The sequence below is a fragment of the Aureibaculum sp. 2308TA14-22 genome, from assembly GCF_040538665.1.
Lineage (GTDB): Bacteria > Bacteroidota > Bacteroidia > Flavobacteriales > Flavobacteriaceae > Aureibaculum.
On sequence record NZ_JBEWXT010000001.1, the window covers coordinates 550,293 to 570,192 of the forward strand.

The window sequence follows — 19,900 nt, forward strand, 5'->3', positions numbered from 1 at the left end:
TCTAATTACCGTTGTAGTCTTCATTTGCCCACTTTATTGTTGGTTTAATCCAATCATCTAAGGGTTTAAATAAAAATCCGTGACCCATACCTGTATTTAATTCAACCTCTTTGAAGTTCTCAATCTTGCAAGTCGAGTTTTGTTTTCTCTCGATAGCAGAAACTCCGTAAGGGTCAGATTTTTCATATATGTTTAGTATACTTCCGCAGTAGTTTATTTCAGGAATATTTTCAATATCGATATCTCTAAAACTTGCAATAAACACAAAATTCAGTTTGGGATTATTGGCTAGAGTCGAAACATATTGAGCAATATATCCACCTTTTGATGTTCCAACAACTGTTATTTTGTTTGGTTTAATTCCAATGGAAGTCAAGCTGTCAATTTGATTAACAACTCCTTGAGCGTATTCTCTAGCATTTACATTACCATTTCTTTTTTCGCTGATAACTTCAAAGCCATTTTTTTCAAATGCATTTATTATTTCTAAATATTCAGTCCGTCCAAATTCTGGATGCACTTCATTAAGTTCGTGCTCTTCAATAAAACGATTGTGAAGAAAGAAAATAAACCGATGATTATTTTTGTTTCCGCACGCAAATAAATTAGAAAACAATAGAATTCCGATTAGTAAGTTTGTTTTTATTGATTTAAGATTTTTCTCTAATAGCGGCCAACAACTGTATAACTGCATTGCGGTTATATCCTTAATAATTATATCTTAATTCAAACTCGGATTTTCTGGGGCATTTGCCCATAGTCTGTATTCACCACCAAATTTCATCAATTGGTCTTTCCAAAAAGACTGGTCAGAAATACCAAAAATATTTTGGTATTGGTTTTCAATAACTATCCACGATGTAGTTTCTAATTCACCTTGAAGTTGGTCTTTGCTCCAACCAGAATAACCTAAAAAAAAGCGAATATCATCTTTTTCAAGATCATTGTTTGCCAATAGTTTCTGTACCGCATCAAAATCACCTCCCCAAAAAATACCATCAGCTATTTCAATGCTATCAGGAATTAAATGTGGTAAGCGATGCACAAAGTATAGATTTTCTTCAGAAACAGGGCCACCTTTGTATATGATAAGATCAGATTCAATTTCGGGCAACAGGTCGCCCAACACATAGGTTGAAGGTTTGTTGATTATAAAACCGATGGAACCTTCATCATTATGTTCAGATAGCAAAATTACAGACCTGTTGAATGAAGTGTCATTTAAAATGGAGGGTTCTGCAATTAGTAATTTGCCCTTAGTTAATTTTGTTTGTTCCATAAGTTATTTAATTACTCAATAAATATAGTAATTTTTATTAGAAATTGACCAAACAAAAAAACTCTCATTTTTCAATGAGAGTTTTTAAAAATTTTAAGCTAATTTAAAATTAGTTTACAGAATTTTTTAATTCAGCACCTGGCTTAAATTTCACTACATTTTTAGCAGCAATTTTGATAGTTTTTCCAGTTTGAGGATTTCTTCCGTCTCTAGCAGCTCTTTTAGAAACTGACCAAGAACCAAAACCTACTAAAGAAACTCTTCCACCTTTCTTTAATGTTTTTTCAACATTGCCCATAACAGAGTCTAATGCTTTTTTTGCAGCTGCTTTAGAAATTCCTGCATCTGCAGCCATAGATTCTACTAATTCTGATTTGTTCATAATTTTTAAATTTAAAATTGATTAATATTTATTTGCTTGTTTAAAGCTGAACAAATATAGATTTTATAAGGCTTAACGCAAGTTTTAGCACTTAAAATGTGCATTTTTGTTGATAAAATGGGTGCAATTGTTAATAACCAAGGTTTTTTTACCTTTAAAATTTGTATAAAGCCAATGAATATGGGCGTTCCTGTTAAATATTTGTTAATCTATACTTATATACACAATATTAGTTGACATAGGCTTTTTTGTCAATTTTATATCCGTTTAACAAATCTCCAATTTTCATTTTGCGTTTGCCTGGTAATTGTAATTCTTCAATTACAATATATCCATTAATCACAGCTATTTTTAAATCAGCTTTACCTACTATTAATTTTCCAATAGCATATTGGTGGTGTTCTTTTTCTTTTTTAACATTATAAATTTTCATTTCTACCGATTCGCCATTATTATGTAAAACTGTCCAAGCCCCAGGATATGGATTTAATCCTCTAATCATATTGTAAATGTCATCTATAGATTGGTTCCAATCTATCTGGCAAGTTTCTTTAAAAATTTTTGGAGCATCTTTCAATTGATTGTCTTCAAGTAAATCTTGTTTTGTAGTTTCTGCTTTTCCTTTTTCAATTAAAGCTACGGTTTTAATTACCAAAGTACTTCCAAGCTCCATTAGTTTATCATGTAGTGTTCCAGCAGTATCATTTTCATCGATGGAGATTTCCTCCTTTAATATAATAGCACCAGTATCAATTTTTTCATCAATAAAGAAAGTGGTAACACCAGTTTTGGTTTCACCATTAATAATAGCCCAATTAATAGGTGCAGCACCTCTATAGTTGGGCAGTAAAGAAGCATGTAAATTAAAAGTACCCAATTGGGGCATTTTCCATACCACTTTTGGTAACATTCTAAAAGCTACAACGATTTGCAAATTGGCTTTGAGCTCTCTTAACTCAGCTAAAAATGATTCACTTTTTAGATTAGTAGGTTGCAAAATAGGCAGACTTTGTGCTAAAGCATATTTTTTTACAGCCGATTGATTTAATTTTCTCCCTCTCCCTGATGGTCTATCAGGAGCAGTTATAACCCCAACCACATTATAATTATTTTCAATTAAAGCTTTTAATACACCTACAGCAAAATCTGGCGTACCCATAAACACTATGCTAACATCGTTCATTTTCTTTCTAATTTATTTTGCGAATTTAAATTTATTTTATCAGTATTCAATAGGTTTTGTAGGGTCTTTAACAAGGTTGAGGAAGGTATGTTTAATTGAGAAGCTATTTCTTTGCTAGACAATTGCTTGTTTTTCTCTAATAGATCTAAAATTTGATTTGATAGACCGGAATGGGTTGCGAAACTGTTATTTGAAGACAAACAAATATCACATATTCCACAATTTTGAGTTAATTTTTCATCAAAATAATCAAGTAGTAATTTACTTCTGCAAACAGAATTGTTAGTTGCATAATTTATTATCGAATCAACTTTTTCTAATTTTACACTATTATATTGTTTGATATCCTTAGCAATACTATTGATAGTTCTGTCGTCTTCTCTGGGTACTAAAAATTGTAGTTGACTTGTATTTTTATTGTTTTTATAACTGAGCAGGCCATCTTTTTCAAGTTTAATCATTAAGCTTTTAACTTTTGGAGGTTTAGTATTTAGTTTTTGTGCTAAAAGAGATTCATTAATTTTTATAAAATGATCAAAAATACCTCCATGGGTTCTCAAAATTATTTTGATGAGGTCATTATTAGTTCTTTCGGCATAATCTAACACTTTATCTGGTGGCATTGTAAATTTTAGTGCAGATTGTTTGTTAAAACCTTCACTAAATAATAGAATCTGCTCTCGTTCTAACAACTTTAGGGTATTGTATGTTTTTAGGATGTTGGTTTTATAGGTATTGCAAAAAGTGGCCAAGTCAAATTCAAATAATTGTTCTGACTTTTCGCCATAGGATATGTAAAAATATTGATTTAGATTCTTATATATTTCTTTAGCAAAATCAACCGTTACAACGCCCTTTTCAAATTGTTTTTTTAGGTTGTTGATTGTATGGTTATTTGCAAAAATGATTGAACTTGCTTTGTTTCCATCTCTTCCAGCTCTACCGGCTTCTTGCATGTAATTTTCCAAACTAAAAGGAATGTCAATATGAACAATAAGCTCAACATTATCTTTATCTATTCCCATACCAAATGCATTAGTAGCAACTATTATGGGTGTTTTTTCTTCCATCCAATTAAAAAAAGAGCGTTGTTTTTCTTCATTGGATAATCCCGCATGATAATATGAACTTTTAAAATTATTTTTGTTCAAATAATTGCTGATTTCTTGCACTCTTCGTCTGCTATTAACATAGATAATAGCTGTGTTTTTAATAGCGTTAAGCTGTTTTTTAAGCTCAAAATAAACATCTTCATGCCTAGAAATAATAAGGGAAAGATTTTTCCTAACCAAAGATTTTTTAAAAACGACAGCATCTTGTATTTGCAGATTTTGCATCATGTCTTCTAAAACACGATTTGTTGCCGTAGCGGTTAAGGCTAATATCGGAGCTTTAATGCCCAACTCCTTTAATATCGGAATTTTTAAGTAAGCTGGCCTAAAATCATGACCCCATTCCGAAATGCAATGAGCCTCATCAACGGCAATTAAATTTATATCTAATTGTTTTAATTTTTGCTGAATAAATTCTGATTGTAATTTTTCAGGAGATAGATATAAAAACTTATAATTACCAAACTGTAAATTATCAAAAGCCTGAATTGCTTGTTCTTGATTTAAATTTGATGTTATGGCGACCGATTTTATTCCTTTTTCTTTTAGGTTGCTTACCTGATCGTTCATTAATGCAATAAGAGGCGAAACAACTAAACAAACGCCTTTTTTTAATAAGCTTGGTACCTGATAGCAAATAGATTTTCCTCCGCCCGTGGGTAAAATAGCAACTGTGTTTTTACCTGCTTTTATACTATTGATAATCTGTTCTTGAGAAGCTCTAAAATCAAAATATCCCCAATACTTTTTTAAAATAGATTTGGCAGTATCCATTAGTTGTTTTCTATATTTTTGATAATAAAATCAATCCTAAAATTAATTTCGCCAACGGGTACTTCTAAAGGCTTATAACCCAATTCGGTATAAGCATTTTTTAAATGCTGATGCAATTCAACGGCCATATCAAAACTTTCGTAACGTTCGTTATCGGTTGTATAAATTTCTTTCCATGGCGGTAGTATAAAAACACCGTCATATGTATACGTTGCACTTTTTTGGAGGTAGATGTTTGGATATTCGGTATTTGTGTGATTCATGTAGGCATGAATATCAGGAATTCCTCTATCAAAAAAGGCAAAGTTTGTATCTAAAGCTGATGCCTCCAAAAATTGTTTTTCTCTACGTTCCAACAACATTTCACTAAACAGTAACGGGTCTTTTAAAAACAAGTATTCTATTCCGTTAGCTCTTGCTTCTAAAGTTATTTGCCTTGAAATTTCAGGTATACAAGTAAAATTTCTATGCTCTAATTCTTTTATTAAAGTCGTTTTTCCAGTGCCCGGCCCTCCAGTGATTACAATTTTTTTTGGAGATTTATTTTGATTACCTTCCATATAACAAAGAAACTAAATATTATCTGTATTTTTGTCAGCTAACCGTCATTTTTCTAAATTGGTATATTAATTGTTTTATAAGTTTAAAAAAAATAATGAGCGAACAAATTGAATTTTATAAAAAATTAAAACTTAGTTTAGAAGAAACTACTGAATTTCCAACAAAATATATGTTCAAGTTTATTATTCCTACTGATGACAGTAAGGTGTTACAAATAGAAAATATATTTAATTACACTGGAGCCGTAATTGATAAGAAATCTTCAAAAACAGGTAAGTACATAAGTTTGACTGTTTTAGTGCAAATGGCTGATGCTGATTCAATTATTGTTAAATACAAAGAAGTTTCTAAAGTTGAAGGTGTTATTTCTTTGTGATATTTTTAACAGGATTATAGAGAAATATAAAATATTTTTGGGCGTTCTAAAAAATGATCAAAATACACAATAGCACACTTTTTATGAATTTTAAGAACTTGTTGATTTGTCTATTCCTAGTAAACTTCATTTATATAGGTGCACAAACCAAAAAAGATATACTATTTACCGTTGCTGAACAACCCGTTTACAAGGGGGAGTTTATGCGGGTTTTTAACAAAAACAGAGATATTGTTGCAGAAGAACATAAAAAATCTGTTGAGGAGTATTTGGAACTGTACATAAACTATAAGCTAAAATTAAAACAGGCTTATGATCTTAAATATGATACTATTTCGTCATTTAAAAATGAATTGAATTCATATAGAGAGCAGTTGGTTATTCCTTTTTTAACCGATAGTAAAATTACAGAAGCATTGGTGCAAGAGGCATTTAACAGGAGTAAGTTGGAAGTAAATGCCAATCATATTTTAGTAGGGGTTCCAGTAAAAGCATCTCCAGCTGATACGTTAAAAGCGTATAAAAAAATAATTGAAGCAAGAATGAAGGTTTTGAACGGGCAACCTTTCGAAGAAGTTGCCAAACAATATTCTGAAGATCCATCAGCTCAACAGAATGGAGGTAATTTAGGGTATTTTACAGTTTTTGATATGGTTTATGACTTTGAAAATGCTGCTTACAATACCAAAATTGGTAAAGTGTCAATGCCGTTTAGAACGCAATTTGGTTATCATATAGTAAAAGTTAATGATAAAAAAGAAGCACAAGGTGAAGTAGAAGTTGCTCATATAATGATAAAAGAAAATCCAACTGATTCATTGTACGCAAAGACTAAAATTGAAGAAGTTTATGCGAAAGTAACACAAGGAAGCCCCTTTCACTTTATGGCCAATTTGCATTCAGATGATAAAACCTCTGCATTAAATGGTGGTGCTTTGCCAAAGTTTAATGCTAATAGAATGATAAAACCGTTCTCTGATGTAGCTTTTTCCTTAAAAGAAGTAGATGATATTTCTAAACCTTTTAAGACCAATTACGGTTGGCATATTGTAAAATTATTAAAAAAACATCCTATAACCGATTTGGAAAGTAGGAGAGAAGAACTGGTTCAAAAAATTGAAAAAAATGAACGTTCAAAAAGAGCAGGTAAGTCTGTTGTAAATAAGTTAATGAACAAATATGCTATTGATATAGATCAGAATTTAAAGAATATATTTTTAAAAAATGATACAGTTCAGCTCAATAAAAATTTAGATAATACAATTTTTACGATTAATGAAGAAAAAACGAGTTTATCTGATTTAGTTGAATACAGTAAAGGTAAAACCAATAGCCAAACAGTTATTTTTAATAATTTTTTAGAAACTAAGGTGCTGGATTATTTTAAAGCTAATTTGGATAAAACAGACACTGAATTTGCTTTTACCATGCAAGAGTATAAAGATGGCTTATTGCTTTTTGATTTGTTACAAGATAAAGTTTGGAAAAAGGCTGAAAGCGACACTATTGCCTTAAAAGTATATTTCAATAAAAATTCTGATAAATATATATTGAAAAAAAGAGGCAATGTTATAATAGCATCTTGCACACAAAAAGAGAAAGCTGAATTGGTAAAAGCGATGCTAAAAGAAAACAAAAGTATTGAAGAAATAAAAACTGCTGTAAATGAAGATCCTATTATCCATGTAATATTTACTAAAGGAGTTTTGGAAGAAAATCACAAAAAGTTTCCAAAAGAATTTGTTTTAAATAAAATAGGTGTTTCTAATGTATTTGAAAAAGGTACTAATAATTTTGTAGTTATTAAAACTATAAAAATAGTACCACCGGAACCTATGGAATTTAAAAAAGCACGTGGTATGGTAATCAACGATTTTCAAGAACAACTAGAAAAAGATTGGATAGCAGATTTAAAAAATCAATACTCAGTTAATATCAATAAAAAGCTATTGAAGAAAATAATTAAAGAAAATCAGAATTAATTTGCGTAATGTATTCACATATATTATACTAATTTTCGTCATTTTTTCATGCAAACGGGCGGAAGATGAAGGTAAGCCTATTGCTAAAGTTTATGAAGCGTTTTTATACGAAAAAGATATTGAAGAAATATTACCTGAAAATATTTCAAAAGAAGATAGTATAATCTTCACTAAAAATTATATTAATAAATGGGCTAAAGAGCAATTGTTGGTTCAAAAAGCTAAAATTAATCTGCAAGAAGAAAAGGAGGAAATTAATGCATTGATAAATCAGTATCATCAAGATTTATTGATAAATAAATATAAGGAAGCTGTTGTAAAGCAAGAATTAGATACTTTAGTGACAACAGCCGATATCGAAAATTTTTATGAAGAAAATAAACAGATTTTCAAATTAAATGAAGAATTAATCAAATTCAGATATATTTATTTTGATAATGATATTAACAACGCCAAGGAATTTATTTCTTTGTTTAGAGAAAATGATTATGCTTCTGATAATGCCATTATGAAGCAGGAATTACAATTAAAATCACATAACTTAAACGATTCCATTTGGATAAAGTATGATGATGTATTAAAGAATGCATCCTTTTTAAAAAATCATAACAAGAATGATTTTTTGCAAAAAAGTAAATTTATACATAAAGAAGATTCAGCGGGTGTTTACCTAGTTAAAATTAAAGATGTATTATTGCGGAACGATACGGCTCCTATGAGCTATGCAATGCCTACTATAAAACAAATGATTTTACACAAGCGAAAGCTTGAATTATTAAAGAAAATTGAAGAAACATTAACCGAAGATGCTATTAAAAATAAAGACTTTCAAATTTATTAAGATGTTAAAAAAACTTACATTACTCATACTATTAGGATTTGTATTTACAACTCAAGCACAAGATTCTACTCAAACTCAAAAAAGAGTAAAATTAGATGGAGTTGCAACGGTAGTTGGAAAAAATATTGTACTCGATTCTGAAATTGCAGCGTATAAATTAGAATTTGAACAGCAAAGTGAAGGTAAATTGGAAATTTCTGACTGTGAAATGTTAGAGCAAATCATGGAAAGAAAATTGTTGTCTCATCATGCTGTAATAGATAGTGTTACGGTAACTGAAGCTGAGGTAAATGGTCGTGTGGAAGAAAAAATTGCTTTTTTTTTACAACAATTAGGTTCTGAAGAAAAGGTTTATACCTACTATGGGTTTAGTGATATGGCTGATTTGAGAAAAGAATTTAATGAAGTAGAAAGAGAAGCTTTTATGGTTCAAAGAATGCAACAGAAACTAACTGAAGAAGTTGATGTAACACCAGAAGAGGTTAGAAATTATTATAAAAGTTTAGAAGACGAAAATATTCTGCCCGAAATAGGTGCGGAAATTGAATTGCAACAGATTGTTTTATATGTTGAGCCCTCGGAAACTGAGACCGAGAGAGTTGTAAACAAACTGAAGGAAATTAAAAAAGATGTTGAAAACGGTAGTAATTTTAAAATGAAAGCTATATTGTTTTCACAAGATCCTGGCGTTACGCAAAACAGTGGTTTATATACCATAACTCGTGAAAGTCAAATGGTTACGGAATTTAAAGAGGCAGGTTTTAGTATGGATGAAGGTGAAATATCAGATCCATTCATATCTGATTTTGGCTATCATATTTTGCAGGTTGAAAAGATAAAAGGGAAGCAACGTGATGTAAGACATTTATTAATGCAACCAGAAGTTACCAAAGAACAAGAGAACAAAGTTAAAGACTCTTTAGAGCAAATAAGAAAGGATATTTTAACATTAAAATTAACTTTTGATGAAGCTGTGCAAAAATATTCAGAAGAGAAAGTAACAAGAGCTAACAAGGGTTTAATAATGAACCCTGAAACTAACGATTCTAAGTTTGATTTGACAAGAATGTCGGATCCCACATTTTATGCCAGAGTTAGCACTCTAAAAGAAGGTGAAATTACTGATGTATTTTACGATGTAACCAGAGAAGGAAAAAAAATGTACAAAATTATTTTAATGAAATCTAAAACTGAAGCCCATACAGCTGATTTGGTTAAGGATTATATAAAAATTCAAAGTTTAGCATTACAGAAGAAAAAAGAGGAAACCATTGCAAAATGGACAAAAGAAAAAATTGGAGATACTTACATAAAAATCAATAGAGATTATAAAGATTGTGATTTTAAAAATAATTGGAAAAAAGAGGTCTCTCAATAAACATCTAATATCTTAATTAAATATAAGTAATAATTAACATCGAATAATAATGTCCGACGTAGCAGCAGTCGAAAATTTAGTAAAAAAATATAAAAACCTTCAGCAAGAGGTTGGTAAAATAATAATTGGTCAACATGAAGCCATAGACCATGTATTACTTTCTATTTTGTGTGGTGGACATTCTTTGCTTATTGGTGTACCAGGTTTAGCTAAAACCCTATTGGTAAATACCATTTCACAAACTTTAGGGTTGGATTTTAAACGAATTCAATTCACTCCTGATTTAATGCCGTCTGACATTATTGGTAGCGAGATTTTAGATGAAAATAGACATTTTAAATTTATAAAGGGTCCAATATTTTCTAATATCATTTTGGCTGATGAGATTAACCGTACACCGCCTAAAACACAAGCAGCTTTGTTGGAAGCTATGCAAGAAAAATCGGTTACAGTTGCTGGTCATCAATATAAATTAGATGCACCGTTTTTTGTGTTGGCTACGCAAAACCCAATAGAGCAAGAAGGAACCTATCCTTTGCCCGAGGCTCAACTGGACAGGTTTATGTTTTCTATCTTTTTAGACTACCCATCTTATCAAGAAGAAGTTGATATTGTAAAAAGTACCACGACCGATGAGGTCAAACAAATTAACTCCATTTTTTCTGCTCAAGAAATATTGGATTTGCAACATTTAATAAGAAGAATTCCAGTAGCTGATAATGTAGTTGAATATGCCGTAAATTTAGTTTCCAAAACAAGACCAAATTCTACAAAAGCAGCACAAATAGTTAATGATTATATTGATTGGGGTGCAGGCCCTAGAGCTTCACAAAATTTAATAATTGCTGCCAAAGGTTATGCCGCTATTCACGGTAAATTTTCACCAGATATTGAAGATGTACAGGCTGTGGCCGAAGCTATTTTACGCCATAGAATTGTAAAAAACTATAAAGCAGAGGCAGAGAGTATAACCGAAGAACGTATTATAAAAGAGTTGTTTTAAACAATAACGTTACTCTTAACAGTATTTATGGTAATAATACAGCACTCCATGTTCCATCAGGATCTTCAATGTGTTCATAAGTACCTTGCAATGACATTCCTGTAACTGTGCCATAAAATACATGTCTAGATAATGCTGGGTCTGCATTTTCACCGATATAGGTAAGATTTTTTCCATTTAATGACCAAGTACCCAACGGTACATAACAAGTAGGACAATTATCTCTCACATATTTTGTAGAACCATCTTCATATAAATTTACTTTTGCCGAAACATCATTTCCATTATGGTCTGTCACTATAAATTGCCAATAAGTTTCTTCTAAACTTGCTGTTGTAAAAGATTTTTCTTGACTATAAGTTGTCCCAGAATTAGAAGTAGCAAATACCCTAAAGTAATATGTTGTGTTCGGGTTCAAGTTCTCAATAAGCGAACTGAAAGTTGTAGTTGTTTCTGTAATTTTATTGTTATTTATGGTTGGTTTCGAGGTTTCACTCCAACAAATACCTTTTGATACTATACCGTTATCAGATAATAATTTTCCGTTTACTTTTAAAGAAGTAAATGTAGTTTCTATATTAGCTTCGGTTGATTGAATGATTAGATTTGTATCGTAATTTGGACCATCATTGCCTGAACTGCAATTACTTACTGAAAGAGTTAATGTGAGTAAAAATGCAAACTTAAAAATGGTTTTATTAATGTTAAAAGACATTATATGTAAAGATAAAATATTAAAATTATTTCCTTTACGCTTTAACGTATAACATCTGAAATTATTATAAAAATAACTGAATTATCTATAAAATATAGGTTACGACAAAAGATCAATACAAAGGTTTGTAAGATGAATAATTGCCGCCAAAGGTTATGCCGCTATTCACGGTAAATTTCACCAGATATTGAAGATGTACAGGCTGTGACCGAAGCTATTTTACGCCATAGAATTGTAAAAAACTACAAGGCTGAGGCAGAAGGTATTACCGAAGAACGTATTATAAGGGAATTGTATTAATTTCAGACCTTATCAATCAACTTACACTAAATAGCCAGAGTAGTTTATACGTTTTAATTTTCTTATTATTCTCTTTTCAACAAATAAGTTTATTTTTGTGAGAGTAGGAGGCATGTAAACACCAAAAAAACGAACAAATGGAGCTATTCAGTAAAGTTTTGAAAATAGTTATACTAATTGTATTCTTTATTTCTTGTGGTAAAAAAGAGAAAGAGAAACTGAGAAAATTTCCAACAGTTGGTGAAATTGAAAGACTAGACAAACAACTAGACGAAGTAATTTCACCAGATGCTGTTATTGAAGTGCTGTCAACGGGACATGAATGGTCTGAAGGGCCAATTTGGATTAAAGAAGAACAAAAATTGGTGTATACAGATGTCCGCAACCAAAAAATATTTCAATGGACAGAGAATGATAGTGTAACACTTTATTTGGATATGAAAGATGGAGATAGACTAGGGCCTAGTGCACTACTAGTGGATAAGGATGACAAATTAGTGATTCTACAATATGGTCATGGTCAGGCTGTAAAAATGAATAGTCCTTTGGATAAACCTACAAATGATTTTAGTGTTTTTGTTGATAATTATAATGGTGTTCGATTCAATAATACAAATGATGCAGCCTTTCATTCTAATGGAAATATGATTATGTCTGATCCGCCTCCTGTAAAGGAAGATGGTTTAAAAGCTGCTGTATATAGCATTTCTCCTAAAGGTGAAGTAAAGATTGTTACCGATACCTTGTCTAGCCCTAATGGAATTGCTTTTTCCCCAGATGAGCGAACCGTTTATATAGCTAATGCAGATTGGAAACATGCCATTTGGATTGCTGCAGATGTCGATGAAGACGGAGACATTTCAAACGGCAGGTTATTTTTTGATGCTACAGGAAATGCTCCAAAAGAAAAAGGGCATCCTGATGGGTTAAAAGTTAATAAAAATGGAATCATTTTCGCAACTGGTCCTGGAGGTGTTTATATTTTAAACCCTGAAGGAAAGCATTTAGGAACTATTTTAAATGACGAATTTAATACGAATTGTGTTTTAGACGATAAAGAAGAAACTTTATACATTACCTCTGGCCCAAAATTAATGAGAGTAAAGTTGAAGCCCAAGTCATAATCAATCAAAAATAATTTTTAATTTTTTGTTCTCTTTTTGTAACTGAGTAACAATTTTATCAGTTGCATTTGATTTAGAAAGATATAAGCTCTTTAGGTGGATTAATTTTGGAACTACAACTAGTAGTTTTTCAGAAACTTCGGTATCATAAAGATTAAGAGATTCTAAATTCTTTAGTTTTTCTAAATGTATTAATCCGTTATCCGAAATTTTATTTTTACTGAGGTTTAGTTTAATTAGATTTTCCAATTGTCCTATTTTTTCAAGATCCTTGTCAGAAAGATTTGAATTGCTCATGTTCAGCCAAATTAATTGATCTTTTACCTCTAGAAGTATTTCAACACTATTTGTTGTAAGTTTTTTTTCACTTAAACTGAAATTTGCTTCCAAAAAATAATTGTCTTTCATCAATACGTTTAAAATATAACCATGATTGCTTAAAGAATCAATGATTTCTTTTTTTGGTGGTTGAACCTTTTCCCTTAAGAATTTATTTTTATCAAGACCTAATTGTCGGTTAACATTATCTATTATTTCTTTATCGGGGTTAAGTGCTGTAAAATAACCAGTTGAAGGAGCGTCCTTATCTATCCACCAACCAATTAGAGCAACTTCATCATCAGTTAGTGGGCGTTTTCCTTCAGTGGGCATAAAATCATCATGAGTTTCAGGAAGTGTAATTCGTCTAAACAAATCACTTGAGTTAGCATCACCTGGAATTATTACATCTCCATTTTCACCGCCTTTCATTAAATCTGAAAAAGTTGTTAACTCTAAGTCTCCTTTCTTTTTATCAGAATTATGACAACTTACACAGCGATCATTCATTATAGGAGAAATTAAGTCTAGATAAACATGAGCAGAATCTAAAACAGTCACTTTTTTACGTGGAATGGCTTTATTTGGCAAACCTGCTAATTGACGAATTGGATTTGGAGCATATTCTAATAAATAGGTTGATCCGTGTGTTAGGTTCCCACCTAAGTGTCCTGTATAAAAAATTGTAAAAACTACTAGAGTTACAAGTATCGACTTTCCATAAAATGGAATTTTAATTTGTTTTTTAGCTATATAATAAAAAATTATCGAAAACAAGAGCACTGCCACACCACTCCATTTATGCCAGAATATAGTGTCTTCGTTATAATCACCAGATAACGAAAGAAAATAGCCAAACAAAACTGCGAAAAATGCCCCGATGGCACCAAGTCCCCATATATACTGAACAAAAGGTTTTAAAGGCTCAAATTTTTTCCGTTTTGTTGAAACTTCAGCAAGAACTGCTAGTAATAAAAAACCAATAGGAAGATGAACGACTAAAGGATGGATTCTTCCAAAAAATAAAATAATATCAGAAGGAGTTTCTAAATCAATATTTAGTAATACAGTTATCCCCATTTATATTATTTGAGAGGTGTTCCTTTTATGGGTTTACCATTTGTCGTTAATATTTGAAAATGGTGAGCTCGATATTTGTCATAGATCCAAACTATATTTTTATCAGAATCTACTTCAAACATCTTAATTCCTTTTTGTGTACCATAGCTTGCAATTACAGTATTTCCATTGGGTAATCTTTGTGCCCCACAAGGATCTACTAAGGGTTTTTCTTCAAATAGCGAATTATCAATTTCCCAAACTATTTCTCCTTCTGAATCCAATTCTATAACCCTATTTCCATTAGTTAAAGTAACTAAGGTATTTCCATTCTTTGATCGAATTGCTGTGAATGGCCAAGTCTTTGCTTCTCTTCCTCCAAAGGTTGCATAATCTGTGCTAAAAGCCTTAACTACCTTTCCGTCTGGTTGATACTCTTTCACAGCAAAAGCTAAAAGGTGAGGGACCAGGTAGTTTCCGTTTTTCAATTTCCTAGCCATACGTGTTTGCATGTGAATATTATCAGTTTCTGGTTGAAGCGGTACACTTTTAACTACTTCACCCTTTTTATTTATCTCAACAATTCTTGGTTTTGTACCAGATTCAGTAATCATAGTATGTCCATTAGCAAGTCGCACAGCAGTACCTAATTCCATGGAATCTTCAGATTTTTTATAGGTAAGGATAATTTTCTTTTTCTTGTTGTATTCTCTAACTTCATCAGCCCAACAAATTAAAACGTTCCCATTTTTAAGCACATAACCATCTCTTGCTCCAGGCTTTTCTGAATTCCAAATAACTTCTCCAGCTTCACCAATAATTCCGGTAAACTGTGGGCCAGCAATAAAAAAAGAATGGCTAATACCCGATGCTGATTTTTGAGCCGTTAAAAAGAATGGGATGATTAGAAAAAGAAAAAGACTTAATTTTAATATTGATTTGTTTTTCATTGTGTAGCGGTTTAATTTTAAGCCAATATGTCTTTAATTACATGTCCATGAACATCTGTTAACCTCATATCTCGACCTCCAAAACGAAAGGTTAAATGTTCGTGATTGATTCCCATTAAATGCATCATAGTAGCATGTAAATCATGAACTGTGACTTCATTTTCAATAACTCTATAACCATACTCATCTGTTCGTCCGTATATTGTGCCACCTTTTATGCCTGCTCCAGCCATCCACATACTACATGCCGAAGGGTTATGGTCGCGTCCGTTATCTCCTTGTGCAAATGGTGTTCTTCCAAACTCACCTGTCCAAACGACCAAGGTTTCTTCCAATAATCCTCTAGATTTTAAATCTTTTAAAAGTCCAGCAATGGGTTGGTCAACTGCATGAGCATTTTTTTCATGCCCTTCCTTTAAATTTCCATGTTGATCCCATCGATCTGAACCAACATTAGGACAAGTTAATTCTATAAACCGGACACCTCTTTCTACCAATCTACGGGCTAATAAACATTGAGCGGCATAACCACGAGTATGTGGGTCGTCTGATTCAAAACCATATAGTTTTTTTGTGGCTTTCGTTTCTGCTTTAAATTCTGTCAATTCTGGAATTGATGATTGCATTTTATATGCCAATTCATAATTTGAAATGGCAGATTCTACGGCATCTACTTCTCCTATTTCTTCTAATTGTTGTTTATCTAATCGACTAATAAACCCAAGTTTTTGTTCTTGTAAATTTTTAATTTCTTCTTTGGGTTTAATATTGGCAATAGGCTGTGCACCAGCTTTTAAAACGGATGCTTGATAAGAAGCGGGTAAAAAACCATTTTTGAAATTATCTAAACCACCTGGAGGAATTAAACCACCATCTAAAACAACATATCCGGGTATGTTTTTATTTTCACTTCCTAAACCGTAGTTAATCCAAGACCCCATACTTGGCCTACCCTGAAGTCCGCTACCCGTATGTAAAAAATAATTTGCATTGGTATGTTCAGGAAATTGTGATGTCAACGATCTTATTAATGCAATGTCATCAACACAAGTAGCAATATGCGGAAAGAGTTCACTAACTGGCATTCCACATTCTCCATATTGCTTAAACTCCCAAGGACTTTTTAATATTTTACCTACATTATTAAATTGTGTGGCATCAACTTTAAATTTTTTTCTCGGATCTTGTCCATTTTCTTTAGTAAGTCTAGGTTTTGGATCAAAAGAATCGACTTGAGAAACACCACCATCCATGTAAAGAAAGATAATATTCTTTGCTTTTGGCAAATAATGTGGCCCTATGTTAAGATTTGAACTAGCGTCTAAAATTGACTTACCTGGTTGATTACAAGATGCCGGAAGCATACCGAACAAACTCATAAAAGCGAGTGATCCAAAGCCACCTTTACAAATGTCTAGCATCTCACGGCGTGACATGGGTTTTCGCAAAAAATTATGATACTTGCTCATTATATTAGGTATAAAAATTCTTTTAAGTTAAACATACTATGGCAATATTCTTTCCAGACTTCTAAGTTAACATCAGCTTCTGAGTTTACCGTACTTTTTGTTTCCTTGAGCTGTGAAATGAATTGGCTAGCATTTGAAATTTCACTCTCAGATGGTTTTCTGGAAAAAGCACGTATATAAACCCATTCAATTTTTTGATTGAAGGATAACTTGTTAATGGCTACTAATTTCTTAGCCATAATTTCAGCTTGAGCAATTACAAAAGGATCGTTCATTAAAATTAAAGACTGAGAAGGTACATTGGTTACATCACGTTTACCAAAAGTGGTAAATGGCATAGGGCGATCAAAAGTTGTCATCATAGGCTCTAAAAAATTCCGTCTCACTTCCTGATAAATACTTCTTCTACCATTTCCATCTAACGGACCAGATTCTCCCGGTCTTCCTCTTCCTTGCATAAACTCGGTAAGGTACATAGGAACTGGAGGCCCATAAATGGAATCGTTTAAGCTTTCCGATACTACTAGAATACCATCTCTAATGGCTTCTGACTCTAAACGCCTTAAAGGAAACGAAGCTAAATAGACATTGTTAGGATCTTTTTTTGAAAGTTCATCATCCGTGATTGTACTCCGTTTAAAGGCTTCAGAAGTTACAATGTATTTTATCATTTTTTTTATAGACCATCCCTCATTTTGAAATTTAATAGCAAGATGATCTAGTAGTTCAGGATGTGATGGTAATTTTCCTTGAAGTCCAAAGTTATCTACGGTCTCAACGATCCCTCTACCAAAAAGATGATGCCAAAGACGGTTTACCATAACCCTAGAAGTTAAAGGATTTTCTTTATCTAGCATGGCATTTGCTAGTTCTAATCGTCCACTGCCTTTCGATTTAAAAGCAACATCTCCTAAAGGCAATGCAGATAAAAACCTTCTAGGTATGCTATCTTTAGAGGGTTCATTATGATTCCCTCTATTGAACACTGGGCTGTTTATTGAAAAACCATCGGAAACACCATAAATGAATGAGCTATTTTGTAAATCTTTAGCTAATTTCTTTGTGCTGTAAATTGCAGTTATTAATTCAGGAAAAGAAGTCTTTATATCACCTAATTTGAGCTTAGTGTTCAGTGCCGCAATTAGAGATGTTGAATTGGTGTTCTCTACTATTTTTGAAGGCCATTCAGAATTATAAGAGATTGCGTACTGTGCCTCTATAAAAGCATCCTCAGACAAATTAAAATTATGCCGTTGGTATTCACCAGAGAGAATTTCTATATACGCTTTTTGGCCTTTCCAAGCTCCTACGTTAAACGTATAATTTTTCCAATCAGAACTGTTTACTCCTTTAGTAAGGTCTCCGTAAATAGGGTTTTGAATCAATTGAAAATTATCAATAATTACACGAACTGTACTTTTGTCTCCTCTTGCACGAACACCAATAAAATCAGAATCCAATACAAAATCAGGTGATCTTAATGTTCCAAAAATACCAGTATCTAAAACTTTGCTAGATGCCTTTCCTTTTTCAAAGGTTATTAACTTTCCAGATTTTTTGTCAATTATAGGATTTCCTAAAGTGGAATTTTTACCAAATGCAATGCCATTACTTACCCAACCATCAAAATCAGAACCTCTAAAATCACCAATCATTTTATAATCGCCAACAGGATAATTATTTAATTTTTGATTTATTTTTTTTGGTTGAACTTTACCAGAAACTATCGTTTTAATATAGTCTTGAATTTTCAGTATTTCTTTTGAGTTTAATTCTTTTGAAGTCGATAGATCCGAATCGAGCGGTGTAAAACGAGTACTTTCCATAACTCCATACAATGCATAATAATCTGCTGCCGTTATTGGGTCAAATTTATGATCGTGACATTTGGCACATGACACAGTAAGTCCCTGAAAAGTTTTGGTGGTTACATCGATCATGTTATCGATACGATTGGATTCATCTTGTTTAATATCAACAGGGCTGTGCGTACCTTCTCCAAATGTATAAAAAGCCGTTCCTAATTGAGATTCTAAAATTCCATTTTTTGTGTTGTATCGTTTTTGTGCTAACAAATCTCCTGCTAAATGTTCCTTTAACAATTGGTCATACGGAACATCATCGTTAAACGCTCTTATCAAATAATCGCGATATTTCCAAGCACCAGTAATGGTATAATCAAATTCATGCCCCTTAGTTTCTGCATATCTAACTAAATCCATCCAATGTCTTGCCCACCTTTCTCCATATGCTGATGAATTTAAATAATTATCTACCATTTTTTCATAGGCATCCTCTGAAGAGTCTGAAACATAATTTTCAATATCTTTTGGCAATGGGGGTAGTCCAGTTAATAGATATGCAACCCTACGAATAAGCGAATATTTGTTTGCTAATGGTACTTTATCTAGCCCCTTTTCTTCTAAACGTTTGTCAATAAAATAATCAATTGAGGCGTTATTTTTAAGTTCTTCATTATAAGTAGGTTTTATAAATGACCAATGCCGTTTCCATTCTGCACCTTGTTTAATCCACTTTTCTAATAAATCTTTTTCCCTTTGGGTTAATTTATTATTAGTTTCAGGCGGAGGCATCATTTGATCTTCATGCTGATGGTTAATTCTGCTTATTAATTGACTCTTATTAGGTTTTCCAGGAACCACAGCAAATCCACCTTCTTTTAAAGCAGCCGTTGCTCCTTCATAAGTATCTAGTCTTAAATCTGCTTCTCTACTACTAGGATCTGGGCCATGGCATAAATAACAATTTTGGACAAGTATTGGGCGGATATGAAAATTGAAGTCAACGGTTTTGGGAAGCGGTTCGTACGATGAATCTGAATTATTACATGACAAAATAATTAGGCACAGTATAAATAGTGTACATAACTTTTTTATTTTTTTAATAAGGTTCATGAATTAAACATTAGAATTCAGAGTATTCAGAATTTAATCTGAAACCTAAATGGACTCAAGTCAATAAATATACGAACAGTGCTTGTAATAAAAAAATATTACCGATTAATGAAGATTTAAGTTCTATGTACAGCAAAGATTATTGATTTTGCATCAAAGCACCTAAACGTATAGTGTTA

General features: G+C 31.9%; 17 protein-coding genes and 1 pseudogene. 7 read left to right on the forward strand and 11 right to left on the reverse strand.

Going from position 1 to position 19,900, the window contains the following annotated elements; genetic code table 11:
* Position 1: 1 nt before the first annotated feature.
* The 6 genes from U5A88_RS02460 to U5A88_RS02485 form a co-directional block, all read right to left on the reverse strand.
* Positions 2 to 694, reverse strand: coding sequence for an alpha/beta hydrolase (locus U5A88_RS02460; protein WP_354203456.1), 693 nt, complete (start codon positions 692 to 694; stop codon positions 2 to 4).
* Between the two features lie 27 nt (positions 695 to 721).
* The gene (locus tag U5A88_RS02465; RefSeq protein ID WP_354203457.1) at positions 722 to 1,279 is read right to left on the reverse strand and encodes a YqgE/AlgH family protein; all 558 of its coding nucleotides are present in this window, start codon (positions 1,277 to 1,279) and stop codon (positions 722 to 724) included.
* A gap of 109 nt (positions 1,280 to 1,388) precedes the next feature.
* Positions 1,389 to 1,661 carry an HU family DNA-binding protein gene (locus tag U5A88_RS02470; protein ID WP_354203458.1) on the reverse strand — a complete coding sequence of 91 codons (273 nt, stop codon included), beginning with the start codon at positions 1,659 to 1,661 and terminating at the stop codon, positions 1,389 to 1,391.
* 229 nt (positions 1,662 to 1,890) lie between these two features.
* Entirely contained in the window at positions 1,891 to 2,844 is a 954-nt protein-coding gene (fmt, locus tag U5A88_RS02475; protein ID WP_354203459.1) for a methionyl-tRNA formyltransferase, read from the reverse strand.
* Entirely contained in the window at positions 2,841 to 4,730 is a 1,890-nt protein-coding gene (locus U5A88_RS02480; RefSeq protein ID WP_354203460.1) for a RecQ family ATP-dependent DNA helicase, read from the reverse strand. The genes fmt and U5A88_RS02480 overlap by 4 nt, the downstream gene beginning before the upstream one ends.
* Positions 4,730 to 5,290: an ATP-binding protein gene (locus U5A88_RS02485; protein ID WP_354203461.1), complete on the reverse strand. Its 561-nt coding sequence runs from the start codon at positions 5,288 to 5,290 to the stop codon at positions 4,730 to 4,732. Before U5A88_RS02485 ends, U5A88_RS02480 begins: the two co-directional genes overlap by 1 nt.
* A 95-nt stretch (positions 5,291 to 5,385) precedes the next feature.
* On the opposite strand from U5A88_RS02485, the gene U5A88_RS02490 reads away from it, so the two are divergent.
* From U5A88_RS02490 to U5A88_RS02510, 5 genes are read left to right on the forward strand one after another with little or no spacing between them, the layout of a single operon-like run.
* A complete protein-coding gene (locus tag U5A88_RS02490) occupies positions 5,386 to 5,667 on the forward strand; it encodes a DUF493 family protein (RefSeq protein WP_354203463.1) in 282 nt (93 codons plus the stop codon).
* A 53-nt stretch (positions 5,668 to 5,720) separates the two neighbouring features.
* On the forward strand, positions 5,721 to 7,649 hold the full coding sequence (locus U5A88_RS02495) for a peptidylprolyl isomerase (RefSeq protein ID WP_354203465.1): 1,929 nt from the start codon (positions 5,721 to 5,723) through the stop codon (positions 7,647 to 7,649).
* Position 7,650: 1 nt separating this feature from the next.
* On the forward strand, positions 7,651 to 8,490 hold the full coding sequence (locus tag U5A88_RS02500; protein ID WP_354203467.1) for a peptidyl-prolyl cis-trans isomerase: 840 nt from the start codon (positions 7,651 to 7,653) through the stop codon (positions 8,488 to 8,490).
* A 1-nt stretch (position 8,491) separates the two neighbouring features.
* Positions 8,492 to 9,868 (forward strand): peptidylprolyl isomerase, encoded by a 1,377-nt coding sequence (locus U5A88_RS02505; RefSeq protein ID WP_354203469.1) that lies wholly within the window; start codon positions 8,492 to 8,494, stop codon positions 9,866 to 9,868.
* Between the two features lie 49 nt (positions 9,869 to 9,917).
* Positions 9,918 to 10,871: an AAA family ATPase gene (locus U5A88_RS02510; protein WP_354203471.1), complete on the forward strand. Its 954-nt coding sequence runs from the start codon at positions 9,918 to 9,920 to the stop codon at positions 10,869 to 10,871.
* A gap of 25 nt (positions 10,872 to 10,896) precedes the next feature.
* Here U5A88_RS02510 and U5A88_RS02515 read toward each other — a convergent pair whose 3' ends face one another.
* Positions 10,897 to 11,586 carry a fibronectin type III domain-containing protein gene (locus U5A88_RS02515; protein ID WP_354203473.1) on the reverse strand — a complete coding sequence of 230 codons (690 nt, stop codon included), beginning with the start codon at positions 11,584 to 11,586 and terminating at the stop codon, positions 10,897 to 10,899.
* A 136-nt stretch (positions 11,587 to 11,722) separates the two neighbouring features.
* Here U5A88_RS02515 and U5A88_RS02520 point away from each other — a divergent pair.
* A pseudogene (locus U5A88_RS02520) lies at positions 11,723 to 11,886 on the forward strand (AAA family ATPase); the annotation flags it as partial.
* A gap of 137 nt (positions 11,887 to 12,023) precedes the next feature.
* Positions 12,024 to 13,010 carry an SMP-30/gluconolactonase/LRE family protein gene (locus U5A88_RS02525; protein ID WP_354203476.1) on the forward strand — a complete coding sequence of 329 codons (987 nt, stop codon included), beginning with the start codon at positions 12,024 to 12,026 and terminating at the stop codon, positions 13,008 to 13,010.
* Here the strand turns inward: U5A88_RS02525 and U5A88_RS02530 are convergent, their stop codons facing one another.
* The 4 genes from U5A88_RS02530 to U5A88_RS02545 are packed head-to-tail and all read right to left on the reverse strand — an operon-like array spanning position 13,011 to position 19,721.
* Positions 13,011 to 14,408, reverse strand: a complete 1,398-nt coding sequence (locus U5A88_RS02530) for a c-type cytochrome domain-containing protein (protein WP_354203478.1) — start codon at positions 14,406 to 14,408, stop codon at positions 13,011 to 13,013.
* A 5-nt stretch (positions 14,409 to 14,413) separates the two neighbouring features.
* Positions 14,414 to 15,337: a beta-propeller domain-containing protein gene (locus tag U5A88_RS02535; RefSeq protein ID WP_354203480.1), complete on the reverse strand. Its 924-nt coding sequence runs from the start codon at positions 15,335 to 15,337 to the stop codon at positions 14,414 to 14,416.
* A gap of 17 nt (positions 15,338 to 15,354) precedes the next feature.
* Entirely contained in the window at positions 15,355 to 16,806 is a 1,452-nt protein-coding gene (locus tag U5A88_RS02540; protein ID WP_354203482.1) for a DUF1501 domain-containing protein, read from the reverse strand.
* Positions 16,806 to 19,721, reverse strand: a complete 2,916-nt coding sequence (locus tag U5A88_RS02545; RefSeq protein ID WP_354203484.1) for a PSD1 and planctomycete cytochrome C domain-containing protein — start codon at positions 19,719 to 19,721, stop codon at positions 16,806 to 16,808. Before U5A88_RS02545 ends, U5A88_RS02540 begins: the two co-directional genes overlap by 1 nt.
* Positions 19,722 to 19,900: the final 179 nt, after the last annotated feature.